The organism is Salmonella sp. SAL04214, from assembly GCF_046550615.1.
Classification (GTDB): Bacteria; Pseudomonadota; Gammaproteobacteria; order Enterobacterales; family Enterobacteriaceae; genus Salmonella; species Salmonella enterica.
Window position 1 is genome coordinate 1 of record NZ_JBGDXT010000003.1, and the last position, 24,177, is coordinate 24,177.

At 52.9% G+C, this 24,177-nt stretch carries 23 protein-coding genes; 12 read left to right on the top strand and 11 right to left on the bottom strand.

Annotated elements, in window-relative coordinates; genetic code table 11:
- Positions 1-233: 233 nt before the first annotated feature.
- From cmoB to ACLJQD_RS05730, 5 genes are read right to left on the bottom strand one after another with little or no spacing between them, the layout of a single operon-like run.
- Positions 234-1,205 carry a tRNA 5-methoxyuridine(34)/uridine 5-oxyacetic acid(34) synthase CmoB gene (gene cmoB / locus ACLJQD_RS05710; protein ID WP_000569035.1) on the bottom strand — a complete coding sequence of 324 codons (972 nt, stop codon included), beginning with the start codon at positions 1,203-1,205 and terminating at the stop codon, positions 234-236.
- Positions 1,202-1,945: a carboxy-S-adenosyl-L-methionine synthase CmoA gene (gene cmoA, locus ACLJQD_RS05715; RefSeq protein WP_000019609.1), complete on the bottom strand. Its 744-nt coding sequence runs from the start codon at positions 1,943-1,945 to the stop codon at positions 1,202-1,204. Before cmoA ends, cmoB begins: the two co-directional genes overlap by 4 nt.
- A 40-nt stretch (positions 1,946-1,985) precedes the next feature.
- A complete protein-coding gene (locus ACLJQD_RS05720; protein WP_000252975.1) occupies positions 1,986-2,381 on the bottom strand; it encodes an MAPEG family protein in 396 nt (131 codons plus the stop codon).
- Between the two features lie 52 nt (positions 2,382-2,433).
- The gene (locus ACLJQD_RS05725; protein WP_000639226.1) at positions 2,434-3,252 is read right to left on the bottom strand and encodes a DUF72 domain-containing protein; all 819 of its coding nucleotides are present in this window, start codon (positions 3,250-3,252) and stop codon (positions 2,434-2,436) included.
- Complete coding sequence (locus tag ACLJQD_RS05730; RefSeq protein ID WP_000916146.1) at positions 3,249-3,815, bottom strand: hydrolase; 567 nt, start codon at positions 3,813-3,815, stop codon at positions 3,249-3,251. Before ACLJQD_RS05730 ends, ACLJQD_RS05725 begins: the two co-directional genes overlap by 4 nt.
- A gap of 324 nt (positions 3,816-4,139) precedes the next feature.
- On the opposite strand from ACLJQD_RS05730, the gene aspS reads away from it, so the two are divergent.
- The 4 genes from aspS (at position 4,140) to ruvC (ending at position 7,795) form a co-directional block, all read left to right on the top strand.
- The gene (gene aspS, locus ACLJQD_RS05735; RefSeq protein WP_001258633.1) at positions 4,140-5,912 is read left to right on the top strand and encodes an aspartate--tRNA ligase; all 1,773 of its coding nucleotides are present in this window, start codon (positions 4,140-4,142) and stop codon (positions 5,910-5,912) included.
- 102 nt (positions 5,913-6,014) lie between these two features.
- Positions 6,015-6,467 carry a dihydroneopterin triphosphate diphosphatase gene (gene nudB, locus ACLJQD_RS05740; protein WP_000653693.1) on the top strand — a complete coding sequence of 151 codons (453 nt, stop codon included), beginning with the start codon at positions 6,015-6,017 and terminating at the stop codon, positions 6,465-6,467.
- A gap of 29 nt (positions 6,468-6,496) precedes the next feature.
- Positions 6,497-7,237: a YebC/PmpR family DNA-binding transcriptional regulator gene (locus ACLJQD_RS05745; RefSeq protein ID WP_000907242.1), complete on the top strand. Its 741-nt coding sequence runs from the start codon at positions 6,497-6,499 to the stop codon at positions 7,235-7,237.
- A gap of 36 nt (positions 7,238-7,273) precedes the next feature.
- Positions 7,274-7,795, top strand: a complete 522-nt coding sequence (gene ruvC / locus ACLJQD_RS05750) for a crossover junction endodeoxyribonuclease RuvC (protein ID WP_000022509.1) — start codon at positions 7,274-7,276, stop codon at positions 7,793-7,795.
- 1 nt (position 7,796) lies between these two features.
- On the opposite strand, the gene ACLJQD_RS05755 is transcribed toward ruvC, so the two are convergent.
- Together ACLJQD_RS05755 and ACLJQD_RS05760 are read right to left on the bottom strand one after the other, a co-directional pair.
- The gene (locus tag ACLJQD_RS05755) at positions 7,797-8,396 is read right to left on the bottom strand and encodes a YebB family permuted papain-like enzyme (protein ID WP_000716753.1); all 600 of its coding nucleotides are present in this window, start codon (positions 8,394-8,396) and stop codon (positions 7,797-7,799) included.
- A 627-nt stretch (positions 8,397-9,023) separates the two neighbouring features.
- Complete coding sequence (locus ACLJQD_RS05760; protein WP_010989032.1) at positions 9,024-9,920, bottom strand: DUF4034 domain-containing protein; 897 nt, start codon at positions 9,918-9,920, stop codon at positions 9,024-9,026.
- A gap of 419 nt (positions 9,921-10,339) precedes the next feature.
- Between ACLJQD_RS05760 and ruvA the strand changes: the two genes are divergently transcribed.
- On the top strand, positions 10,340-10,951 hold the full coding sequence (gene ruvA / locus ACLJQD_RS05765; RefSeq protein WP_000580335.1) for a Holliday junction branch migration protein RuvA: 612 nt from the start codon (positions 10,340-10,342) through the stop codon (positions 10,949-10,951).
- A gap of 8 nt (positions 10,952-10,959) precedes the next feature.
- Positions 10,960-11,970, top strand: a complete 1,011-nt coding sequence (gene ruvB, locus ACLJQD_RS05770; RefSeq protein WP_017441950.1) for a Holliday junction branch migration DNA helicase RuvB — start codon at positions 10,960-10,962, stop codon at positions 11,968-11,970.
- 78 nt (positions 11,971-12,048) lie between these two features.
- On the opposite strand, the gene znuB is transcribed toward ruvB, so the two are convergent.
- On the bottom strand, positions 12,049-12,834 hold the full coding sequence (gene znuB, locus ACLJQD_RS05775) for a zinc ABC transporter permease subunit ZnuB (protein WP_000571508.1): 786 nt from the start codon (positions 12,832-12,834) through the stop codon (positions 12,049-12,051).
- A complete protein-coding gene (znuC, locus tag ACLJQD_RS05780; protein WP_000203023.1) occupies positions 12,831-13,586 on the bottom strand; it encodes a zinc ABC transporter ATP-binding protein ZnuC in 756 nt (251 codons plus the stop codon). Before znuC ends, znuB begins: the two co-directional genes overlap by 4 nt.
- 78 nt (positions 13,587-13,664) lie before the next feature.
- Between znuC and znuA the strand changes: the two genes are divergently transcribed.
- From znuA to lpxM, 3 genes are all read left to right on the top strand, one after another.
- Complete coding sequence (gene znuA / locus ACLJQD_RS05785) at positions 13,665-14,609, top strand: zinc ABC transporter substrate-binding protein ZnuA (RefSeq protein WP_000939597.1); 945 nt, start codon at positions 13,665-13,667, stop codon at positions 14,607-14,609.
- A gap of 15 nt (positions 14,610-14,624) precedes the next feature.
- On the top strand, positions 14,625-15,944 hold the full coding sequence (gene mepM, locus ACLJQD_RS05790; protein ID WP_001184028.1) for a murein DD-endopeptidase MepM: 1,320 nt from the start codon (positions 14,625-14,627) through the stop codon (positions 15,942-15,944).
- 116 nt (positions 15,945-16,060) lie between these two features.
- A complete protein-coding gene (lpxM, locus tag ACLJQD_RS05795) occupies positions 16,061-17,032 on the top strand; it encodes a lauroyl-Kdo(2)-lipid IV(A) myristoyltransferase (protein ID WP_000448397.1) in 972 nt (323 codons plus the stop codon).
- 72 nt (positions 17,033-17,104) lie between these two features.
- Here the strand turns inward: lpxM and pyk are convergent, their stop codons facing one another.
- Together pyk and ACLJQD_RS05805 are read right to left on the bottom strand one after the other, a co-directional pair.
- Entirely contained in the window at positions 17,105-18,547 is a 1,443-nt protein-coding gene (pyk, locus tag ACLJQD_RS05800) for a pyruvate kinase (RefSeq protein ID WP_000091156.1), read from the bottom strand.
- Between the two features lie 123 nt (positions 18,548-18,670).
- The gene (locus tag ACLJQD_RS05805) at positions 18,671-19,540 is read right to left on the bottom strand and encodes a MurR/RpiR family transcriptional regulator (RefSeq protein WP_001056719.1); all 870 of its coding nucleotides are present in this window, start codon (positions 19,538-19,540) and stop codon (positions 18,671-18,673) included.
- A gap of 341 nt (positions 19,541-19,881) precedes the next feature.
- Here ACLJQD_RS05805 and zwf point away from each other — a divergent pair, with 341 nt between their 5' ends.
- The 3 genes from zwf (at position 19,882) to kdgA (ending at position 24,082) form a co-directional block, all read left to right on the top strand.
- Positions 19,882-21,357: a glucose-6-phosphate dehydrogenase gene (gene zwf, locus ACLJQD_RS05810; protein WP_000301711.1), complete on the top strand. Its 1,476-nt coding sequence runs from the start codon at positions 19,882-19,884 to the stop codon at positions 21,355-21,357.
- Between the two features lie 234 nt (positions 21,358-21,591).
- Entirely contained in the window at positions 21,592-23,403 is a 1,812-nt protein-coding gene (edd, locus tag ACLJQD_RS05815) for a phosphogluconate dehydratase (protein ID WP_001069124.1), read from the top strand.
- Positions 23,404-23,440: 37 nt separating this feature from the next.
- Positions 23,441-24,082 carry a bifunctional 4-hydroxy-2-oxoglutarate aldolase/2-dehydro-3-deoxy-phosphogluconate aldolase gene (gene kdgA / locus ACLJQD_RS05820; RefSeq protein ID WP_000800494.1) on the top strand — a complete coding sequence of 214 codons (642 nt, stop codon included), beginning with the start codon at positions 23,441-23,443 and terminating at the stop codon, positions 24,080-24,082.
- Positions 24,083-24,177: the final 95 nt, after the last annotated feature.

Consider the following 24,177-nt stretch of genomic DNA (forward strand, 5'->3'; position numbering starts at 1 on the left):
CCTGTTAGGGCGCGGCTGGTAAGAGAGCCTTACAGGCGCATCTGAAAAACCTCCGGCTATGCCGGAGGATATTTATTCTCCTTCATATTTCAGGCCGCAGCAGCGTTGGCCGCCTCGCGCACCCCGGTCACGTAGCTACCTACGTTCCCGGGGATTTGCTGCGTTGCCGCCTTGCTGCAACTTGAACTATTTTGGAGAAACGGTGCTATACGTAACGGTCATTCGGCAATCCATCACGGTTTACGCGCAATCAGCACCGCGCGCTGCGGGGCGGGATAGCCTTCCACCGTCTTGCTGCGATCGTTCGGGTCAAGAAAATCGGCCAGCGACTCGGTAACCATCCATTCGGTACGGCGCTGCTCTTCGGTGGTGGTGACGCAAACGTCAGCGATACGCACATCAATAAAGCCGCATTTTTCCAGCCATTTTTTTAATGCCGGCGCGGAAGGAATAAAATAGACATTACGCATCTGGGCATAGCGATCCCCGGGAACCAAAACGGTATTTTCATCGCCGTCGACGACCAGCGTTTCCAGTACCAGTTCACCCTCGTTGACCAACTGATCTTTTAACTGCCACAGATGTTCCAGCGGCGAGCGACGGTGATAAAGCACCCCCATCGAGAAGACGGTATCAAATGCTTTCAGTGCCGGGAGTTGTTCAATGCCCAACGGCAGCAGATGCGCGCGCTGATCGTTACCCAACAGTTTACGCACCGCCTCAAACTGGCAGAGGAAAAGCTGTGTAGGATCGATGCCGACCGCCAGATGTGCGCCCGCGCCAATCATCCGCCACAGGTGATAGCCGCTGCCGCAGCCGACATCAAGGATCGTCCGGCCGGTTAAATCTGACAGATGCGGCAGTACGCGATCCCACTTCCAGTCGGAGCGCCATTCGGTATCAATATCTACGCCATAAAGCGAGAACGGGCCTTTACGCCACGGCATCAGATTACGCAGCAATGTATCAATACGCTTTAGCTGACCTTCGCTGAGCGGCGTTTCGCTTTCCGCCGTGACGCTGTGCAGTAAATCCAGCCGCCAGGGCGTCATTTCCGGTAAAAATTCTACCGCGTTCGACCACTGTTTAAACAAGCCATGCTGCTGCTCGCGTTGCCAGGCGGCAATCTGCGCGGGCAATGTTTCCAGCCAGTGGGAGAGATGATTTTTAGCAATGAGCTGATAAAAGTTACCAAACTCGATCATGCGGCAACTCCGGCTTTTAACGCGACAAGCGACCCGAAATTAAAGCACTGGAACCACAGTTCACTGTGTTCGAAACCAGCCTGACGCAGGCGCGCTTTATGTGTTTCCACCGAGTCGGTGAGCATCACGTTTTCCAGCATACTGCGCTTCTGGCTGATCTCCAGTTCGCTGTACCCATTAGCGCGTTTAAAATCGTGGTGCATGTTGAATAACAGCTCGCCCACTTTCGCGTCTTCAAAGCTAAATTTTTCCGACAGTACCAGCGCGCCGCCGGGATTCAACCCCAGGTAAATCTTATCCAGCAATGCCTGGCGTTCGGCAGGTTCAAGGAATTGCAGGGTAAAATTCAGCACCACCATCGAGGCGTTTTCAATAGTGATATCGCGGATATCGCCTTCAACGACTTCAACCGGCGTAGGCGCTTTATACGCATCAATATGACGGCGGCAGCGTTCAATCATGGCCGGGGAGTTATCGACGGCGATAATGCGACAATGCTCATGGCGGATATTACGCCGAACAGACAGCGTCGCGGCACCCAGCGAGCAGCCCAGATCGTAGACCTGCGTGTTCGGCTGCACAAAGCGTTCAGCCAACATGCCAATCATGGAGATGATGTTGGAGTAGCCTGGTACCGAACGCTGAATCATGTCGGGGAAAACTTCGGCTACTCGTTCATCAAAAGTCCAGTCGCCGAGACGGGCGATAGGCGCAGAAAAAAGCGTGTCGCGGTGAGACATAACGTATACATCCGGGAAAAATAAAGGCGCATATTGTGCGCTAATACAGGGAGAAAACCAACTCCCAGGGCATATACCACAGGTTTGCCAGCACCATCAGCAACAATGCGCACCAGGTCGCGCTCATCCCCGCCCGCCGCCAGCGGAACAGACGGTGGTGAAAACCGTAATAATGCATCAGCCGACCGGCGATTAAAATGATGCCGCAGATATGCACCATCCACGTTTCGGCGCCGTTCATTTCCATAAACAGCAGCAGCACCAGCGCGACAGGAATATATTCCACCGCGTTGCCATGAATACGGATGGCGCTTTGCAATTCGCTAAAACCGCCGTCGCCATAGGCGACACGGTACTGCATTCGCAAGCGAACGACATTAAAAGAGAACTTCATTAATAATAACGCACCCAAAACGGCATACAGCGCGCTTACCATACAAACTCCCTTTTAAAATGGCTGATGGCACTGTCTATGATAGGGGGCATTTTCAGAAAAGAGAAGATTGCTGTGGAATGGACGGAGCAGTGCCGATTTCCGGTAAGACGCTGCGTAAATCATGCCAAAGCGTATTCACCAGTTCCGGCGCCTGCGCGATATCCGGAGTATGTAAAAAAAGAAAAGGCGTGGTGGTCTGCCGCCACTGCGGGAGTTTCTGCAACCAGGCGGCGAAAAACTCACGGTTTTGCGCCATATTATCGCTACCGATAAAACGCACCATCGGATGACTAGCCGTCACGACCGCATGTACCGGGACTTTGGGTTTTTTTCGCTGCGCGTCGCGGACGGCCTCGCTGTGGGGATGGGCGGCATGTACCGGACGACTATCCAGGATCACGCGGTTTACGCCGCGCGCGTGTAACCCGCGATTGAGCCGCTGTTCATCCTCACCTTTGTCAAAAAAACACGGATGACGAACTTCTACGCCATAGGTAAACGTGGCGGGGAGCGCATCAAGAAACTGCCATAAGGCGGGGAGATCGCGCGGTCCAAAGGCGGCGGGCAACTGCAGCCAGTATTGGCCAATACGCGTTTCCAGCGGCGCCAGGCGGGTAAAAAACGCCTGCACCAGATCGTCGCAATGACGCAGCGCGGCCTGGTGAGAAATGGTGGCGGGAAATTTAAAGCAAAAACGGAAATCGTCCGTAGTTTGCGCATACCAGCGATCGACAATTTCCGCTTTCGGCAGCGCGTAAAGCGTGGTGTTGCCCTCCACGCAATTAAAGTGGCGGGCATACTCTTCCAGACTGGTGATGCCGAGCCGCGCCCATTTCGGGTGCGACCATTGCGGCAAGCCAATGTAGATCATAAGGCGTTTAAAATATCCTCTACGCTGCGTACCCGGCCAATGCGCGGGAAAATATGCGTCATACTGCTCTGATGCTGCTCACTGCTGGCGGCGCTACAGGCATCTTCGGCAATAATAAGGTTAAATCCTAACTCCCAGGCGTTGCGCGCTGTGGATTCGACGCCGATATTGGTTGAGATCCCGCACAATATGATGGTGTCGATACCCCGGCGGCGAAGCTGTAATTCCAGGTCGGTGCCGTAAAACGCGCCCCACTGGCGTTTAGTCACTACCAGATCGCTGTCCTTTTTACCCAATGCCGTAGGCCAGGTCCACCAGTTTTCCGGCAACGCGTGCGCAGGCGTTGCGGCATCCACTGGCTGTTTTAACGCTTCGGCATAATCATCAGACCATCCAACGCGTACCATAACCACGGGCGAGCCGTTGGCACGACACTTTTCCGCCAGCCGCGCGGCGCGGGCGACCACCTCATTTGCCGTATACGGGCCGCCGGCAAACGGAAGAATTCCTTCCTGTAAATCAATAACCACCAGGGCGGTTGTGGTCGCGTTGAGTTTCAGCATGATAATCACTCTCCTAAAAATAGCGGATTTCACTACACCTTAAGCGCGATTAAAGAGGAAAGCGGCGACAAATATTGTTAATTTTTGTGAGCATACGCAATACCCGCGTGAAAAACCCGGGTACAGTCAGTATGAACCAAGTGTCGATACCGCATGAAACGGGCAAGTTATCGCTCCCATGCTGGATTGACTCTTATCGTGCGGCAGAATTTCCAGTATAATAGCCGCCTTTTTTCATCCAGTTGTGACATACAGCTAAAGCTGCGACTTCGTCGCCTGCATGGCAGGCAACAATCCGCCTGCGGCTAAGTTAAGGGATATCTCATGCGTACAGAATATTGCGGACAGCTACGTCTGTCCCACGTGGGGCAGCAGGTGACTCTGTGTGGTTGGGTCAACCGTCGTCGTGATCTTGGCAGCCTGATCTTTATCGATATGCGCGACCGCGAAGGTATTGTGCAGGTGTTCTTCGATCCGGATCGTGCGGACGCGTTAAAGCTGGCCTCTGAACTGCGTAATGAGTTCTGCATTCAGGTTACGGGCACCGTGCGTGCGCGTGACGCGAAAAACGTCAATGCGGATATGGCGACCGGCGAAATTGAAGTGCTGGCGTCCTCTCTCACTATCATCAACCGCGCAGACTCACTGCCGCTTGACGCTAACCACGTTAATACCGAAGAGGCGCGTCTCAAGTACCGCTATCTGGATTTGCGTCGTCCGGAAATGGCGCAGCGCCTGAAAACCCGCGCCAAAATTACCAGCCTGGTGCGTCGTTTTATGGACGATCACGGTTTCCTTGATATTGAAACGCCGATGCTGACCAAAGCCACGCCGGAAGGCGCGCGCGACTATCTGGTGCCTTCGCGCGTGCACAAAGGTAAATTCTACGCGCTGCCGCAGTCGCCGCAGCTGTTCAAACAGCTCCTGATGATGTCCGGTTTCGACCGTTACTATCAGATAGTCAAATGCTTCCGTGATGAAGACTTACGTGCTGACCGTCAGCCGGAGTTTACTCAGATCGACGTCGAGACCTCCTTCATGACCGCGCCACAGGTGCGCGAAGTGATGGAAGCGCTGGTGCGCCATTTGTGGCTGGAAGTGAAAGGCGTGGATCTGGGGGATTTCCCGGTCATGACGTTTGCCGAAGCGGAACGTCGCTACGGTTCCGACAAACCAGACCTGCGTAACCCGATGGAGCTGGTAGATGTCGCTGACCTGCTGAAATCGGTAGAGTTCGCGGTCTTCGCGGGCCCGGCTAACGATCCGAAAGGCCGCGTGGCAGCGCTGCGTGTGCCTGGCGGCGCACAGCTTAGCCGTAAGCAGATCGACGATTACGGTAACTTTGTTAAGATCTACGGCGCGAAAGGCCTGGCGTATATCAAAGTTAACGAGCGCGCGAAAGGTCTGGACGGGATTAACAGTCCGGTGGCCAAGTTCCTGACCGCCGACATCGTCGAGGCTATCCTTGAACGTACCGGCGCGCAGGACGGCGACATGATCTTCTTCGGCGCAGATAACAAAAAAGTGGTTGCCGATGCGCTGGGCGCGCTGCGTCTGAAACTGGGCAAAGACCTGAGCCTGACCGACGAAGACAAATGGGCGCCGTTGTGGGTGATTGACTTCCCGATGTTCGAAGACGACGGCGAAGGCGGTCTGACCGCGATGCACCATCCGTTCACCGCCCCGCGTGATATGACGGCGTCTGAACTGAAAACTGCGCCGGAAGAAGCCGTCGCTAACGCTTACGATATGGTGATTAACGGCTATGAAGTGGGCGGCGGTTCGGTGCGTATTCACAACGGTGAAATGCAGCAAACCGTATTTGGTATTCTCGGTATCAATGAGCAGGAGCAGCGCGAGAAGTTCGGCTTCTTGTTGGATGCGTTGAAATACGGTACGCCGCCGCATGCGGGCCTGGCGTTTGGTCTGGACCGTCTGACCATGCTGTTGACCGGCACCGACAATATTCGTGATGTTATCGCCTTCCCGAAAACGACCGCCGCCGCGTGTCTGATGACCGAAGCGCCGAGTTTCGCCAACCAGGCAGCGTTGACGGAGTTGGGTATTCAGGTTGTGAAGAAAGCCGAGAATAACTGATATGAACAATGTACACGACATCATTCGCGTGATATCGCGGCGGCCCGCAAGGGGGAGTCTCATCAATGCGCGGCGTCACCCAACAGCCAACAACGAGGTCGCGTGAAGGATAAAGTGTACAAGCGCCCCGTTTCGGTCCTGGTGGTTATTTTCGCGCAGGATACGAAACGGGTGCTAATGTTGCAGCGACGCGACGACCCGGATTTTTGGCAGTCAGTGACTGGCAGCATAGAAGAAGGGGAGACCGCGTTGCAGGCCGCCGTACGTGAAGTCAAAGAGGAGGTCACGATTGATGTTGCGGCAGAGCAACTGACCTTAATCGACTGCCAACGTACGGTGGAGTTTGAAATTTTTTCACATTTACGTCATCGCTATGCGCCGGGCGTCATGCACAATACAGAATTCTGGTTCTGCCTTGCGTTACCGCATGAGCGGCAGGTGATATTCACTGAACATCTGACGTACCAGTGGCTTGATGCGCCTGACGCGGCGGCGCTTACCAAGTCCTGGAGTAACCGGCAAGCGATTGAAGAGTTTGTCATTAACGTCGCCTGAAAAGGCGCGCTTTTTTTGAGGAAATATTTATGGCAGGTCATAGTAAATGGGCCAACACCAGACATCGTAAAGCTGCGCAGGATGCCAAGCGCGGTAAAATCTTCACTAAAATTATTCGTGAACTGGTAACGGCAGCTAAATTGGGCGGCGGCGATCCGGATGCCAACCCGCGTCTGCGCGCGGCTGTAGATAAAGCGCTGGCCAACAACATGACCCGCGACACTCTGAACCGTGCCATCGCTCGCGGTGTGGGTGGTGATGAAGACTCGAACATGGAAACCATCATCTATGAAGGTTATGGTCCTGGCGGCACGGCCATTATGATTGAGTGTCTGAGTGACAACCGTAACCGTACCGTAGCGGAAGTGCGTCATGCTTTCAGCAAGTGCGGCGGTAATCTGGGTACCGATGGCTCAGTGGCGTACCTGTTCAGTAAGAAAGGGGTCATCTCCTTTGAGAAAGGCGATGAAGACACCATCATGGAAGCCGCTCTGGAAGCCGGTGCGGAAGATGTTGTGACCTATGATGATGGCGCGATTGATGTTTACACTGCCTGGGAAGAGATGGGCAAAGTGCGTGACGCGCTGGAAGCGGCGGGTCTGAAAGCGGACAGCGCCGAAGTGTCTATGATCCCGTCAACCAAAGCGGATATGGATGCGGAAACCGCGCCGAAACTGCTACGTCTGATCGATATGCTGGAAGACTGTGACGATGTCCAGGAAGTCTACCATAACGGTGAGATCTCTGATGAGGTGGCGGCAACCCTGTAATGGTGCTGTTAAACGCCGGCGGGCAAGGGGTATAGCGTGTCGATTATTCTCGGTATTGACCCCGGCTCGCGCATTACCGGTTATGGCGTTATCCGCCAGGTAGGCAGACAACTGACCTATCTGGGCAGCGGATGTATTCGCACCAAAGTCGATGATTTGCCGTCTCGTTTGAAGCTCATATACGCAGGCGTGACGGAAATCATCACGCAGTTCCAGCCGGACTATTTTGCTATCGAACAGGTGTTTATGGCGAAGAACGCCGATTCAGCCCTCAAGCTGGGACAGGCGCGCGGCGTCGCGATTGTCGCCGCGGTCAATCAGGAACTGCCCGTGTTTGAATACGCGGCGCGTCAGGTGAAGCAAACCGTCGTCGGTATTGGTAGCGCGGAAAAAAGCCAGGTACAGCATATGGTTCGTACGTTGCTAAAGCTCCCCGCTAACCCGCAGGCCGATGCCGCGGATGCGCTGGCTATCGCCATTACGCATTGCCACGTTAGCCAGAACGCGATGCAAATGAGCGAGAGCCGACTCAATCTGGCGCGGGGAAGGTTGCGCTAAATCATTCTCCCTCAGCCTCGCGTTGAGGGGTTTCAATTCCACAGGCGCTAATTAATTCTAAATTGGGATGTTGCCACAGGCTGGCTGGCGTCACCGTCTTACGATCCCACGGGATTGAACCTAAAAACCAGAACTTCCAGAAGGCGAGTTTCGCATCAGGATTGCTGTGAAGCAATTCTTCGAATGTCTCAATATCGCCTACCGGAATACACAATGCTTCTTTATAGATATCAAACACAAATTTCGAGCAGAACTGGCGCGATGACTCGTATTTAAACCCCGTGTGATAAAACTTATTCAGCCGGGCGGGAACCTGCTCCATGATGGCGAGTTTCTGCTCGACCGTCAGGCCGCCGCGCAGACGACGAACCGCGTAACGTTGTCCGGCTGAACGTTGTATAAACAGTGACAGCGTGGTGACGGTTGAGAGGGGGACGCGACTTTCCGCCACCAGATAGTCATCACCATTATGACCAATAATAATCCCAACATGGTTGCTCCAGCACTGTGAAGCGGTGGATATCTGGCCGAAAAGCGCGGCACCTATACAGGTAAAGACGATATCCCCGGTTTCATATTGGACAGAATAATGTTTTTTCATGTTCACGTTCCATTATTACCTAAAATAATATCCTTTATTTTACGCTATTGGATAATTAGCATTATACTCACATAATGACAAGATATTATTATCAATAAATATCCATCATGAATATTATAATTTACGGTGATAATGATTTTACCTCTTTCCAGAGGTGAAAGTGAAAGGGAAAATAGACGAATGCAGGGAATAATTGGACTGTCCTTTCCATATTACATAATTGTTTGTATCGCCATATATTTTTTTTGAGTCTATGTTATTGTCTGGTTGTGTTTCTCTTCATGCTTATTGCTTTTGTTTTTAATAGGCATTTGAGGTGTGATCTGGCAAGAGTGGTTGGCGCAAATATTTGGCTGACTCTGCGTTATATTCAGCGCCAGGGGGAGCAGGAGGCGAAAGTGCAAAAGGTTAGGTTGCAATGTAAAAAAATATCGAGTTTGTACTGTTCATCAATCGCTGATTATTATTCTTGTAAAGGGTAAGGAAGTGATTAACAACGGTACCGTTTATCTCGTTCATGGTCCAGAGGTTGAAGGACATTTTCCATTAAACCACCTCTGCATATAACGGCTGAGGCGGCTTAATTCAATTAATGCTGTGCATTAAACTGTGATGGTAATCTGGCAATTATTGGAAGGACTGCTGGCATTCCCGATAATTTAACCCTTGTGGCCAGGTATCCCGCTCCGTTTCCCCTTGAATCATTTTATCTGCTTTCACAAAGGAGTCTTTATCGCGGGCAATGCAGGAGCTTATCAGAATATTATTAAGCGTGCGGGTTGATGGAAACTGTTTGTAGCGATCTCTCCAACCTTGCAGCATATCGTCCCAGGAGACAATCTGACGTTTATTCAGTAAAGCCATTAATTCAGGTTGGTAATGGATTGCATTACTCCAGATATAAGCGTAGTAAGAAAGTCCCGATTGATCTTTGTTTTTTTCTGCGGCCATTCTGGCGATTTTTTCGACTTCTTCCGGAGAACCACCCCATTTAGGCAAACGAGCGACCATGGCCTCGATATAAATATTTTGATAGGCGGGATATTTTTTGCTGGCTTCTTCCAAAGTGCTATAGAGCAGCTCTTTATCCTCAAGATTGCGTGCGACCATTTCCATTTCCTGATACCAGGTCACATCTTTGTCGGCAATATCTTTGTTCTTTAACAGATACTCTTTTTCCTGAATCATCAGCTTCTTATATTTCGGCCATATATCAGAGTCCACCGTGCTGGCCGCACCTTCACCGCGTAAATTCACGGCTTTAGCATCAAAAACCATTGCTTGCAGCAGCCTTGCACCCGTGGATTTGGGGTTTGCTTTAAGCCACTCTTTTGCCACGCCAGAAATACCATTGTCGGAAACATCTACTGAAAAAAGATTATAGATCCCTCCCCATGCGATAACCAGTTTATGAGTTCCGCCGCTGGTTGTCGGGAATCCGGTATTGTATTCCTGAAACATAGCGTCCAGCTTGTCCCACTTTTGGCTGACAGTATAGGCGATAGCTTGTTGCTCAATGGCCATTCTTTCCCGTGTTTCCGTGAGGCTATTAGCTGACGCCAGCGCAGGAATAGCCATTAATGTACCTATGACAATATTTTTCAATAACATTGAATTTCTGTCCTGAATGATTAAATAACAAGATGATTAATATTGTTTATAAAGGATGTGCTTTCACCGGAGGAAATTCAAGCTATAGTGATAATGCGTATCTGGACTTTTTATTTATTATTCTTACAGAAAATGTTATTGAATTATATTTATTATAGACACTTATTATATCTCCACATCATGGGGCGCGGCGGCACCCGGTGGTGTTGCGCGACCGATTCGAAGGGAAGGCCATTGAGATAGGCGAATAACGTGTTTTTCATCTGGATAAACATCCAGTCTTTTTTTATGATAGTGCATTATCTTTTCAGCCCTTTACGCAGGAGCGTCATGTGATAGGCAGACTCAGAGGCATTATTCTCGAAAAACAACCCCCGATCGTGCTGCTGGAGACAGGGGGCGTAGGCTATGAAGTACATATGCCTATGACCTGCTTTTACGAGCTGCCGGAGGCCGGGCAGGAGGCAATCGTCTTCACCCACTTTGTGGTGCGTGAAGATGCGCAGTTGCTGTACGGATTCAACAATAAGCAAGAGCGCACGCTGTTTAAAGAGCTAATTAAAACGAATGGCGTCGGGCCTAAGCTGGCGCTGGCGATTCTCTCCGGCATGTCGGCGCAGCAGTTTGTGAATGCGGTTGAGCGCGAAGAGCTTGGCGCACTGGTGAAGCTGCCGGGTATCGGCAAGAAAACCGCCGAAAGGCTGATTGTCGAAATGAAAGACCGCTTTAAAGGGCTACATGGCGATCTCTTTACGCCAGCGGTCGATCTGGTATTGACATCGCCGGCCAGCCCAACCTCGGAAGATGCAGAACAAGAAGCAGTTGCTGCGCTGGTGGCGCTGGGTTATAAACCGCAAGAAGCCAGTCGGATGGTAAGCAAGATCGCCCGTCCGGATGCAAGCAGTGAAACACTGATTCGCGACGCGTTACGCGCCGCGTTATGAGGTAAAGGATGATAGAAGCAGATCGCCTGATTTCAGCAGGCGCCACGATCGCAGAAGACGTCGCCGATCGCGCCATTCGCCCGAAGTTATTGGCGGAATATGTCGGCCAACCGCAGGTGCGCTCCCAGATGGAGATCTTTATTCAGGCGGCAAAACTGCGTGGCGACGCACTAGATCACTTGCTGATTTTCGGCCCGCCAGGGTTAGGTAAAACGACTCTGGCGAATATCGTTGCCAATGAAATGGGCGTCAATCTCCGAACCACGTCCGGCCCGGTGCTGGAAAAAGCAGGCGATCTGGCGGCTATGCTCACCAATCTTGAACCGCATGATGTGCTGTTTATTGATGAGATTCACCGGCTTTCACCGGTGGTGGAAGAGGTACTCTATCCGGCGATGGAAGATTACCAGTTGGATATTATGATTGGCGAAGGGCCTGCTGCACGTTCAATTAAGATCGATCTGCCGCCGTTTACGCTCATTGGCGCGACGACGCGAGCAGGTTCGCTGACCTCGCCGCTACGTGACCGTTTTGGTATTGTGCAGCGCCTGGAGTTCTACCAGGTGCCCGATCTGCAGCACATTGTCGGGCGCAGCGCAAGGCACATGGGGCTTGAGATGAGCGATGACGGCGCGCTGGAAGTGGCGCGTCGGGCGCGCGGTACGCCGCGTATAGCCAACCGTCTGCTCAGACGTGTGCGTGATTTCGCCGAGGTGAAGCATGACGGGGCTATTTCAGCGGAAATTGCCGCGCAGGCGCTGGATATGCTGAACGTCGATGCGGAAGGATTTGACTATATGGATCGTAAGCTGCTGCTGGCGGTTATTGATAAATTCTTAGGTGGTCCGGTGGGACTGGATAACCTGGCGGCGGCGATTGGCGAAGAGCGTGAAACCATTGAGGATGTGCTGGAGCCGTATCTGATTCAGCAAGGCTTTTTGCAGCGCACGCCGCGTGGGCGTATGGCAACGGTGCGCGCCTGGAACCATTTCGGGATCACGCCGCCAGAGATGCCTTAGCGCCTGAAGTCGCTGCGCTCATCAGACCTGGGCGATTTTGTAGGCCCGGTAAGCGCAGCGCCACCGGGCAACACGCGCTTAGCTTGCCTGCTTTTTCATCATACTGAAGATAAACAGCAGCGCGGCACACAGCACTACGGATGGCCCTGCCGGGGTATCATAAAAGGCTGAGAAGGTCAGTCCACCTGTAACTGCTATCATACCTACACCAACGGCGACGCCCGCCATCTGCTCCGGCGTACGGGCAAAGCGACGCGCGGTTGCGGCGGGGATAATCAGTAGCGACGTAATGATCAGCGCTCCGACAAACTTCATCGCCACGCCGATAGTTAACGCCGTTACCAGCATCAATAGCAGCTTCACGCGCTGTAACTTCACGCCATCGACAAAGGCAAGATCCGGACTGATAGTCATTGACAGCAAGTTGCGCCACTGCCAGAAGAGAATGGCCAGCACAATAACGACCCCAATAGCGATCGAGATAAGATCTTCCGGCGTGACGGCCAGCAAATCGCCAAACAGATAAGCCATTAAATCAACGCGGACGTTGGACATCAGGCTGACCACGACCAGTCCTAAAGATAAGGCGCTGTGCGCCATAATGCCCAGTAAGGTATCAATCGCGAGGTGAGGACGCTTCTCCAGCCATACCAGACCGGCGGCCAGCAGCAGCGTAACGGCGATTACCGCATAAAAGGGGTTAACGTCCAGCAACAGGCCAAACGCCACGCCCAGAAGCGACGCGTGAGCCAGCGTATCGCCAAAATAGGACATCCGACGCCAGACCACAAATGAGCCCAAAGGACCAGCGGCGCACGCCAGCATCATCCCGGCCAGCCAGCCGGGCAGTAATAATTCAATCATGAGTGACCATTTCCCCGGCGCAGTACAATACGACCCTGTAAATCGTGGCGATGATTATGATGATGGCGATAAATCCCTAATTGCTCCGCGCCTCGCGGGCCAAACATAGAGATAAATTCCGGATGCATAGACACCACTTCCGGCGCACCGGAACAGCAAATATGATGGTTCAGGCATAACACTTCATCCGTCTTTGCCATGACCAGATGTAGATCATGTGACACCATCAACACGGCGCAATCGAGTTCGCGACGCAGCTGATCGATAAGGTCGTATAACGCGACCTGGCCGTTGACATCCACGCCTTGCGTCGGCTCATCAAGTACCAGCAACTGCGGCCTGTTAAGCAGAGCACGCGCCAGCAGTACGCGCTGTGTCTCGCCGCCGGAGAGTTTTTGCATGGGCGCGTCAATCAAATGTCCGGCCTGAACGCGTTTAAGCGCCGGGAGAATATCCGTTTTTTGCGTGCCGGGACGTAAACGTAAAAATCGGTTTACCGTCAGCGGAAGCGTGGTATCGAGATAGAGCTTTTGCGGGACATAGCCGATACGGAGTTGCCCGTTGCGCTTGATCACCCCTTCATCAGGGGCTACCAGTCCTAAAACCACGCGTACAAGCGTTGACTTCCCCGCGCCGTTAGGGCCGAGAAGCGTTAAAATTTTTCCGGGGCTCAATTCAAGCGACACGTCAGAGAGGACGCGGCGTTGACCAAATGAGACCGAGACGTTTTCCAGTGAAACTAAACTTGTCATGTTAATTTTAGGCTTGCAGAAGTGATAGAATGTTATAATATCACATTTCACACATTCATTACGATGATTAGTCGCATTATGTTACAGAAAAATACGCTTCTTTTCGCAGCATTATCCGCCGCGCTTTGGGGGAGTGCAACCCAGGCTGCCGACGCCGCCGTTGTCGCTTCGCTTAAACCGCTTGGGTTCATCGCTTCCGCCATTGCTGATGGCGTTACGGATACGCAAGTATTACTTCCGGATGGGGCATCCGAGCATGATTATTCATTGCGTCCATCAGACGTAAAACGCTTACAGGGCGCGGACTTAGTCGTCTGGGTTGGCCCGGAAATGGAAGCCTTTATGGAGAAGTCGGTCAGGAATATCCCTGATAATAAGCAGGTTACCATTGCGCAACTTGCCGATGTAAAACCGTTACTCATGAAGGGCGCGGATGATGATGAGGATGAACATGCGCATACGGGCGCCGATGAGGAAAAAGGTGACGTACATCACCATCACGGCGAATATAACATGCATCTTTGGCTCTCCCCAGAGATAGCGCGGGCTACAGCGGTTGCAATCCATGAAAAATTAGTGGAACTTATGCCGCAAAGTCGAGCCAAACTCGACGCCAACCTGAAGGATTTTGAGGCACAATTAGCCGCAACCGATAAACAGGTCGGTAACGAGCTCGCGCCGCTCAAGGGGAAAGGGTATTTCGTTTTTCATGACGCCTACGGTTACTACGAAAAACACTACGGACTCACCCCGCTCGGTCACTTTACCGTGAACCCTGAGATACAACCTGGCGCGCAGCGTTTACATGAAATAAGAACACAGTTGGTTGAGCAAAAAGCAACCTGCGTTTTTGCTGAGCCACAATTCAGGCCAGCGGTCGTGGAAGCCGTGGCGAGAGGGACATCCGTTCGAATGGGAACACTGGACCCCCTCGGGACGAACATTAAACTGGGTAAAACAAGCTATTCAGCGTTTTTAAGCCAATTAGCCAACCAGTATGCGAGCTGCCTGAAAGGAGATTAACGAGGAAGTGAATACGTGCAACAGATAGCCCGCTCTGTCGCCCTGGCATTTAATAATCTGCCCCGACCCCACCGCGTTATGCTGGGGTCACTTACCGTTCTGACACTGGCCGTCGCCGTATGGCGGCCCTATGTTTACCACCCAGAATCCGCACCAATCGTTAAAACTATTGAACTGGAGAAAAGCGAGATTCGTTCCCTCTTACCGGAGGCCAGCGAACCCATCGATCAGGCCGCGCAGGAAGATGAAGCTATTCCTCAGGATGAGCTGGACGATAAAACCGCAGGCGAAGTCGGCGTCCATGAATACGTCGTCTCCACAGGCGATACGTTAAGCAGCATTCTGAATCAGTACGGCATCGATATGAGCGATATTAGCCGACTTGCCGCTTCTGATAAGGAGCTGCGCAATCTGAAAATTGGCCAACAGCTTTCCTGGACACTGACCGCCGATGGCGATTTACAGCGTCTGACATGGGAAGTCTCCCGCCGTGAAACGCGTACCTACGATCGCACTGCCAACGGTTTTAAAATGAGCAGTGAAATGCAGCAGGGGGACTGGGTCAACAGTCTGCTGAAAGGTACGGTAGGGGGGAGCTTTGTCGCCAGCGCGAAAGAGGCAGGTTTAACCAGCAGCGAAATCAGCGCAGTGATAAAAGCCATGCAGTGGCAGATGGATTTTCGCAAGCTGAAAAAGGGCGATGAATTTTCGGTTCTGATGTCGCGCGAGATGCTGGATGGCAAGCGTGAACAGAGTCAGTTGTTGGGCGTGCGGATGCGTTCCGATGGTAAAGATTACTACGCCATTCGCGCCGCTGACGGTAAATTCTATGACCGTAACGGTGTTGGCCTGGCGAAAGGCTTTTTACGCTTCCCGACCGCCAAACAGTTCCGCATCTCCTCCAACTTCAATCCGCGTCGTCTGAACCCGGTTACCGGACGCGTTGCGCCGCATCGTGGCGTTGACTTTGCGATGCCGCAGGGTACGCCGGTGCTGTCGGTGGGGGATGGCGAGGTCGTGGTCGCTAAACGTAGCGGCGCTGCCGGTTACTACATTGCGATTCGTCATGGACGCACCTACACCACACGTTACATGCACTTGCGTAAGCTGCTGGTGAAACCGGGGCAAAAAGTGAAACGTGGCGATCGTATTGCGCTTTCTGGTAACACCGGGCGCTCCACAGGGCCGCATCTGCATTATGAGGTATGGATCAACCAGCAAGCCGTTAACCCTCTGACAGCAAAATTGCCGCGCACGGAAGGTCTGACGGGGTCAGATCGTCGTGAATACCTGGCACAGGTGAAAGAGGTTCTGCCGCAACTGCGCTTCGATTAACAAATGCGCTGACAGAGCCGGTACGCGATGTGTGCCGGCTTTTTTGTTTTGTGTGAGACGCAGACGTCGCTACACTATTCACAATTCCTTTTCGCGTCAGCAGACCCTGGAAAAGCATGGAAACCAAAAAAAATAATAGTGAGTATATCCCTGAGTTCGAAAAATCCTTTCGCTATCCGCAGTATTGGGGCGCCTGGTTGGGCGCGGCGGCAATGGCGGGGATCGCATTAACGCCGGCATCATTCCGCGACCCTTTGCTGGCGACGCTGGGGCGTTTTGCCGGACGGCTGGGGAAGAGTTCTCGTCGCCGGGCGCTAATTAATCTGTCATTGTGCTTTCCGCAGCGTAGCGAAGCTGAGCGCGAAGCGATTGTCGATGAGATGTTCGCCACCGCGCCACAGGCAATGGCGATGATGGCTGAGTTGGCGATGCGCGGTCCGGAAAAAATTCAACAGCGTGTTGACTGGGAAGGTCTGGAAATCATTGAGGAGATGCGTCGTAACGACGAAAAAGTCATTTTTCTCGTTCCGCATGGCTGGGGCGTCGACATTCCAGCCATGCTGATGGCCTCTCAGGGGCAAAAAATGGCGGCGATGTTTCATAATCAGGGTAATCCGGTTTTTGACTATATCTGGAACACCGTGCGTCGGCGTTTCGGCGGACGTTTGCATGCGCGTAATGACGGGATTAAACCCTTTATTCAGTCTGTTCGTCAGGGCTACTGGGGCTACTACCTGCCGGACCAGGATCACGGCCCGGAGCATAGTGAATTCGTTGATTTCTTTGCGACATACAAAGCAACGCTGCCTGCAATTGGTCGGCTGATGAAAGTGTGCCGCGCACGCGTGATACCGCTTTTCCCGGTGTATAATGGTAAAACGCATCGCCTGACTATCCAGATTCGCCCGCCAATGGACGATCTGCTCACGGCTGACGACCACACTATCGCCAGACGGATGAACGAAGAGGTCGAAATTTTTGTCGGCCCGCATCCGGAACAGTACACCTGGATCCTGAAGCTGCTCAAAACCCGCAAGCCAGGCGAGATTCAGCCGTATAAGCGTAAAGATCTTTATCCCATCAAATAAATAAAGCCTCTCGTAAGAGAGGCTTTATGCTGACAAACCCTGTACTACCTGATGAACAGGCGTGGGGGAGTTTTACTCAACGGTCAAAATACGCGTGGTATTGGTTGAGCCGACGGTGCTCATGACATCGCCCTGGGTCACGATAACCAGGTCACCGGAAACCAGATACCCTTTATCGCGCAGCAGATTAACAGCTTCATGCGCCGCGACAACGCCATCAGCCGCGCTATCAAAATGCACCGGCGTTACTCCGCGGTAGAGCGCGGTCAGGTTGAGCGTGCGTTCATGGCGCGACATGGCGAAAATCGGCAGGCCGGAGCTGATACGGGAAGTCATTAGCGCGGTACGACCGGATTCCGTCATGGTGATGATCGCGGTAACGCCTTTCAGATGGTTTGCCGCATACATCGCAGACATGGCAATGGCTTCTTCAACGTTGTCGAACTGCACGTCGAGACGGTGTTTAGACACATTGATGCTGGGGATTTTTTCTGCGCCCAGGCAGACGCGCGCCATTGCGGCAACGGTTTCAGAAGGATACTGACCGGCTGCGGTTTCGGCAGACAGCATAACCGCATCCGTGCCATCCAGGACGGCGTTCGCCACGTCCATCACTTCCGCACGGGTCGGCATCGGGTTGGTGATCATCGACTCCATCATTTGCGTTGCGGTGATGACTGCGCGGTTTAGCTGACGCGCACGGCGAATCAGCGCCTTCTGGATACCAACCAGCTCCGGATCGCCGATTTCAACGCCCAGGTCGCCACGTGCGACCATCACAACGTCAGAGGCCAGAATGATATCGTCCATGGCGTTTTGATCGCATACCGCTTCGGCGCGTTCGACCTTAGCCACAATTTTCGCGTCGCAGCCGGCGTCGCGCGCCAGGCGGCGTGCATAGTTCAGATCTTCGCCGCAGCGCGGGAAGGAGACGGCCAGATAGTCAACGCCTATCAGCGCAGCGGTTTGAATATCGGCTTTATCTTTTTCGGTCAGCGCTTCAGCAGAAAGCCCGCCGCCGAGCTTGTTAATGCCTTTATTGTTAGACAGCGGGCCGCCGACGGTGACCTCGGTAAAGACTTTCATGCCCTGGACTTCAAGCACTTTCAACTGCACTCGACCATCGTCAAGCAGCAGGATATCGCCAGGAACGACGTCTGCCGGCAACCCTTTGTAATCAATGCCGACTTTTTCTTTATCGCCTTCGCCTTTACCCAGGTTAGCGTCTAACAGAAATTTGTCCCCGATATTGAGGAACACTTTGCCTTCTTTAAAAGTGGAAACGCGAATTTTTGGCCCTTGCAGGTCGCCTAAAATAGCCACATGACGCCCCAGTTTGGCGGCAATCTCACGGACTTTATCAGCACGCATTTTATGATCTTCCGGCGAGCCGTGAGAGAAGTTCATACGTACTACGTTTGCGCCCGCGGCGATAACCTTCTCAAGGTTGTTATCGCGGTCAGTTGCCGGGCCTAACGTGGTAACGATTTTGGTTCTGCGAAGCCTTCTGGACATGTAATACTCCGTTGACTAAAACAACTTGGTGTTGCGTGAACATTGATCCGGTCGTTCTGAAACCTTAACGGTATAAAATGAACGTCCCCGGATGACGAAAAGGGTAGAACATTGTTATTGCTTTTAGCGGTCATCACTCCTGATGAGTAATTCTTTATCAAAACGCGATTCCTTGAGCGCTTCCTTGACACGCTTCAAGTTATCTCTGAATTTTGCCCCGCGACGCAAAGTAAATCCCGTTGCCAGCACATCTATCACGGTCAGCTGAGCAAGTCGAGAGACCATGGGCATATAAATGTCTGTATCTTCCGGTACGTCGAGGGTAATGGCCAGCGTGGCTTCGCGCGCCAGCGGCGTTCCAGCGGAGGTCAGGGCGATCACCATCGCATCGTTTTCCCGCGCCAACTGCGCCAGTTCCACCAGGCTCTTGGTTCTGCCAGTATGCGAAATGAGCACGACGACGTCATCATCGTTACAATTCATACAGCTCATCCGTTGCAGCACGATATCGTCGGAGTAAATCACCGGCACATTGAAGCGAAAAAACTTATTCATGGCGTCATGCGCGACCGCGGCGGAGGAACCAAGACCAAAAAAGGCGATTTTTTTTGCCTGGGTCAGTAAATCGACGGCGCGGTTGACGGCCGATTTATCCAGCGACTGACGAACATGGTCGAGACTGGCCATGGCGGACTCGAAGATTTTTCCTGTATAGGCCTCGACGCTGTCATCTTCATCCACATTGCGATTAACATAGGGGGTGCCATTTGCCAGACTTTGCGCCAGATGCAGTTTAAAATCAGGAAAGCCGCGGGTATTCATGCTGCGACAGAAACGGTTCACCGTTGGCTCGCTAACGTTAGCTTCCTGGGCCAGCATGGCAATGCTTAAGTGAATCGATCTGCCTGGGGCGGCCAGAATAACATCGGCGACTTTTCGTTCAGATTTGCTTAAATGTTCCAGTTGAGACTGGACTTTTTCCAGCATATTCATGATTAGCAAGGCTCATGGGTATTAGCGATTTCAATGATGCGCGAAACCGAGCGCGTTTTGTTAGATATTACTCCTGGAGGCTGTCAAAGGGGGCAAAATGGCTAAAAAAGGTGTCGTTTTTTTTCATTACATGACCGACGTCGGATTTTAAGTTCCAGCTTGTGTGGAAAAGCGACAATTTTATTAGGCGTTTTGCCGATTATATTGCCAATCAAACGCCGGTTCACCTATGAAAAGGCGTTTACGGTTTCCGTAATCTCGTAAAAGCAGTACAGTGCTGTGTAATAAAATTACAACGATATCCTGGCTAAAGTACCAGGAGATTAACTGAGGAGAATGACATGGCGGTAACGCAAACAGCCCAGGCATGTGACCTGGTCATTTTCGGCGCGAAAGGCGACCTGGCGCGCCGGAAACTGCTGCCTTCCCTGTATCAGCTTGAGAAAGCCGGCCAGATCCATCCGGATACCCGGATCATTGGGGTGGGGCGCGCGGACTGGGATAAAGAAGCTTATACCCACGTCGTGCGTGAGGCGCTGGAAACCTTCATGAAGGAAAAAATTGATGAAGGCTTGTGGGATACGCTGAGCGGCCGTCTGGATTTTTGTAATCTTGACGTGAACGATACGCCTGCGTTTAGTCGCCTGGGCGATATGCTGGATCAAAAAAACCGCACCACCATTAACTATTTTGCGATGCCGCCCAGCACCTTTGGCGCTATTTGCAAAGGGTTAGGGGAGGCTAAACTCAACGCCAAACCAGCGCGCGTCGTGATGGAGAAACCGTTGGGTACTTCGCTGGCGACCTCGCGTGAGATTAACGATCGGGTCGGCGAATACTTTGAAGAGTGCCAGGTATATCGTATCGACCACTATCTGGGTAAAGAAACGGTTCTCAACCTGCTGGCGCTGCGTTTTGCCAACTCGTTATTCGTTAATAACTGGGATAACCGCACTATCGATCACGTTGAGATTACCGTAGCGGAAGAGGTGGGGATTGAAGGGCGCTGGGGATATTTTGACCAGGCCGGTCAGATGCGCGATATGATCCAGAACCACTTGCTGCAAATTCTCTGCATGATTGCCATGTCACCGCCGTCTGACCTGAGCGCCGACAGTATTCGCGATGAAAAAGTCAAAGTGTTGAAATCGCTGCGCCGTATTGATCGCTCCAACGTGCGTGAAAAAACGGTTCGTGGTCAATACACCGCGGGCTTTGCGCAGGGGCAAAAGGTGCCGGGCTATCTGGAAGAAGAGGGCGCGAATAAAAGCAGCAACACCGAAACTTTCGTCGCGATCCGCGTCGACATCGATAACTGGCGTTGGGCGGGCGTGCCATTCTATCTGCGCACCGGCAAGCGTCTGCCAACCAAGTGCTCTGAAGTCGTGGTTTATTTCAAGACGCCTGAACTGAACCTCTTTAAAGAGTCCTGGCAAGACCTGCCGCAGAACAAATTGACGATTCGCCTGCAGCCGGATGAAGGCGTAGATATTCAGGTACTTAACAAAGTACCGGGGCTGGATCATAAGCATAATCTGCAGATCACGAAGCTTGATCTGAGCTACTCCGAGACCTTTAATCAGACGCACCTGGCGGATGCATATGAGCGCCTGCTGCTGGAAACGATGCGTGGCATTCAGGCGCTGTTTGTCCGCCGTGACGAAGTGGAAGAAGCCTGGAAGTGGGTGGACTCCATTACCGAAGCATGGGCGATGGACAACGACGCGCCGAAGCCGTATCAGGCGGGCACCTGGGGACCGGTAGCGTCCGTGGCGATGATTACCCGTGACGGTCGTTCGTGGAATGAGTTTGAGTAAATTTGCCACTCACTCTTAGGTGGTATTTTACCGGTAACATGATCTAACACAGATTGTAGAATCATTTTTGCACTTTTAAGCCTCGTGTGGATTCACCTGCGAGGCTTTTTTTATTACACTGCCTGAAACGATTTTGCCCCATTATCACCGGACATCATGTATTTCACTGTCTTTCCACATTGATGAAACGCATGGTAAACCCGGTAGCCGGACAGATAAATTTCAGGAGCCTCTATGAATCCTAATTTGTTACGCGTAACACAGCGCATTGTCGAACGCTCGCAGCAGACCCGAAAAGCCTATCTTGCCCGCATTGAGCAGGCGAAAACCGCCACGGTCCACCGATCTCAACTGGCCTGCGGCAACCTGGCGCATGGCTTCGCCGCCTGTCAGCCAGAGGACAAAGCCTCGCTGAAAAGTATGTTGCGCAATAATATCGCCATCATCACCTCCTACAATGACATGCTCTCTGCGCATCAACCGTATGAACATTATCCGCAGATTATTCGTCAGGCCCTGCATTCCGTGAATGCGGTAGGTCAGGTCGCAGGCGGCGTACCGGCAATGTGCGATGGCGTTACGCAAGGGCAGGATGGCATGGAGTTGTCATTACTCAGCCGCGAAGTGATAGCGATGTCGGCAGCAGTGGGCCTTTCTCACAATATGTTCGACGGCGCGTTATTCCTCGGCGTATGCGACAAAATCGTTCCGGGGCTGGCGATGGCCGCGCTCTCTTTTGGTCATTTACCCGCGATTTTTGTTCCGTCAGGCCCGATGGCGAGCGGCCTGCCGAATAAAGAAAAAGTCCGTATTCGTCAGCTATATGCGGAAGGAAAAGTAGACAGAATGGCGCTGCTGGAGTCGGAAGCCGCCTCTTACCATGCGCCGGGCACCTGTACATTTTACGGCACCGCCAACACCAACCAGATGGTGGTGGAGTTTATGGGAATGCAGTTGCCGGGTTCTTCGTTTGTGCATCCGGATGCGCCGCTGCGCGAGGCATTGACTGCCGCTGCCGCACGTCAGGTAACACGTCTTACCGGCAACGGCAATACGTGGATGCCGCTCGGTAAAATGATCGACGAAAAAGTCGTGGTGAACGGCATTGTCGCGTTGCTGGCTACCGGCGGTTCCACCAACCACACCATGCATCTGGTTGCAATGGCGCGCGCGGCGGGCATTCTGATCAATTGGGATGACTTCTCGGATTTGTCGGAAGTGGTTCCGTTGATGGCGCGTCTGTACCCGAACGGTCCGGCGGACATTAACCACTTCCAGGCGGCGGGCGGCGTACCGGTATTGATGCGTGAGCTGCTCAATGCCGGATTGCTGCACGAAGACGTTAACACTGTCGCAGGCTTCGGCCTGAAACGCTATACGCTGGAGCCCTGGCTCAACAACGGCGAGCTGGACTGGCGTGAAGGCGCGGAAAGGTCACTGGATAACGATGTCATTGCCTCTTTTGATAAGCCGTTCTCTCCTCACGGCGGTACTAAGGTGCTAAGCGGTAATCTGGGGCGCGCAGTAATGAAGACGTCTGCGGTACCGGTTGAAAACCAGATCATTGAAGCGCCTGCCATGGTATTTGAAAGTCAGCATGATGTGCTGCCTGCGTTTGACGCGGGCCTGCTTGACCGGGATTGTGTCGTTGTCGTGCGTCATCAGGGACCAAAAGCGAATGGAATGCCAGAATTACATAAACTCATGCCGCCACTTGGTGTATTATTGGACCGCCGTTTCAAAATCGCGTTAGTTACTGATGGACGACTTTCAGGCGCTTCGGGTAAAGTGCCTTCAGCTATCCACGTAACGCCGGAAGCCTACGATGGCGGCTTACTGGCAAAAGTGCGCGATGGCGACATCATTCGCGTGAATGGGCAGACAGGTGAGTTAACTCTGCTGGTCGACGAGGCGGAACTTGCCGCTCGTCAGCCTCATATTCCGGACCTGAGCGCGTCGCGCGTCGGAACGGGGCGTGAGTTGTTTGGCGCGCTGCGCGAAAAGCTGTCGGGTGCGGAGCAGGGCGCAACCTGTATCACTTTTTAAGATGACACACTAGTAATCAGGCGAGAGAAGAATTCCGATGAAAAACTGGAAAACAAGTGCAGAAGCAATCCTGACCACCGGCCCGGTTGTCCCGGTCATTGTAGTCAATAAACTGGAGCACGCGGTGCCGATGGCTAAAGCGCTGGTGGCCGGGGGCGTTCGCGTTCTGGAAGTGACTTTACGTACGGCCTGCGCGATGGATGCTATTCGCGCTATCGCTAAAGACGTGCCGGAAGCGATTGTCGGCGCCGGAACCGTTCTCAATCCGCAGCAGTTGGCGGAGGTGACGGAAGCGGGCGCGCAGTTTGCGATTAGCCCGGGACTGACTGAGCCACTGCTGAAAGCCGCGACGGCAGGCACTATCCCATTGATTCCCGGTATTAGCACCGTTTCTGAACTGATGTTGGGCATGGACTATGGTCTGAAAGAGTTCAAATTCTTCCCGGCGGAAGCGAATGGCGGCACTAAAGCGTTGCAGGCGATTGCCGGTCCGTTCTCTCAGGTACGTTTCTGCCCAACCGGCGGCATCTCTCCGGCAAACTATCGTGACTATCTGGCGCTGAAAAGCGTGTTGTGCATCGGCGGTTCCTGGCTGGTGCCGGCCGACGCGCTGGAAGCGGGTGATTACGATCGCATCACCAAACTGGCGCGCGAAGCGGTAGAAGGCGCGAAGCAGTAAGCCGTTAAATGCCCGATGGCGCTTGCTTATCGGGCTTACGAGTGGCGATCAGGCAGGCCTGATAAAAATGCGCTAACGTCGCCATCAGGCGATGG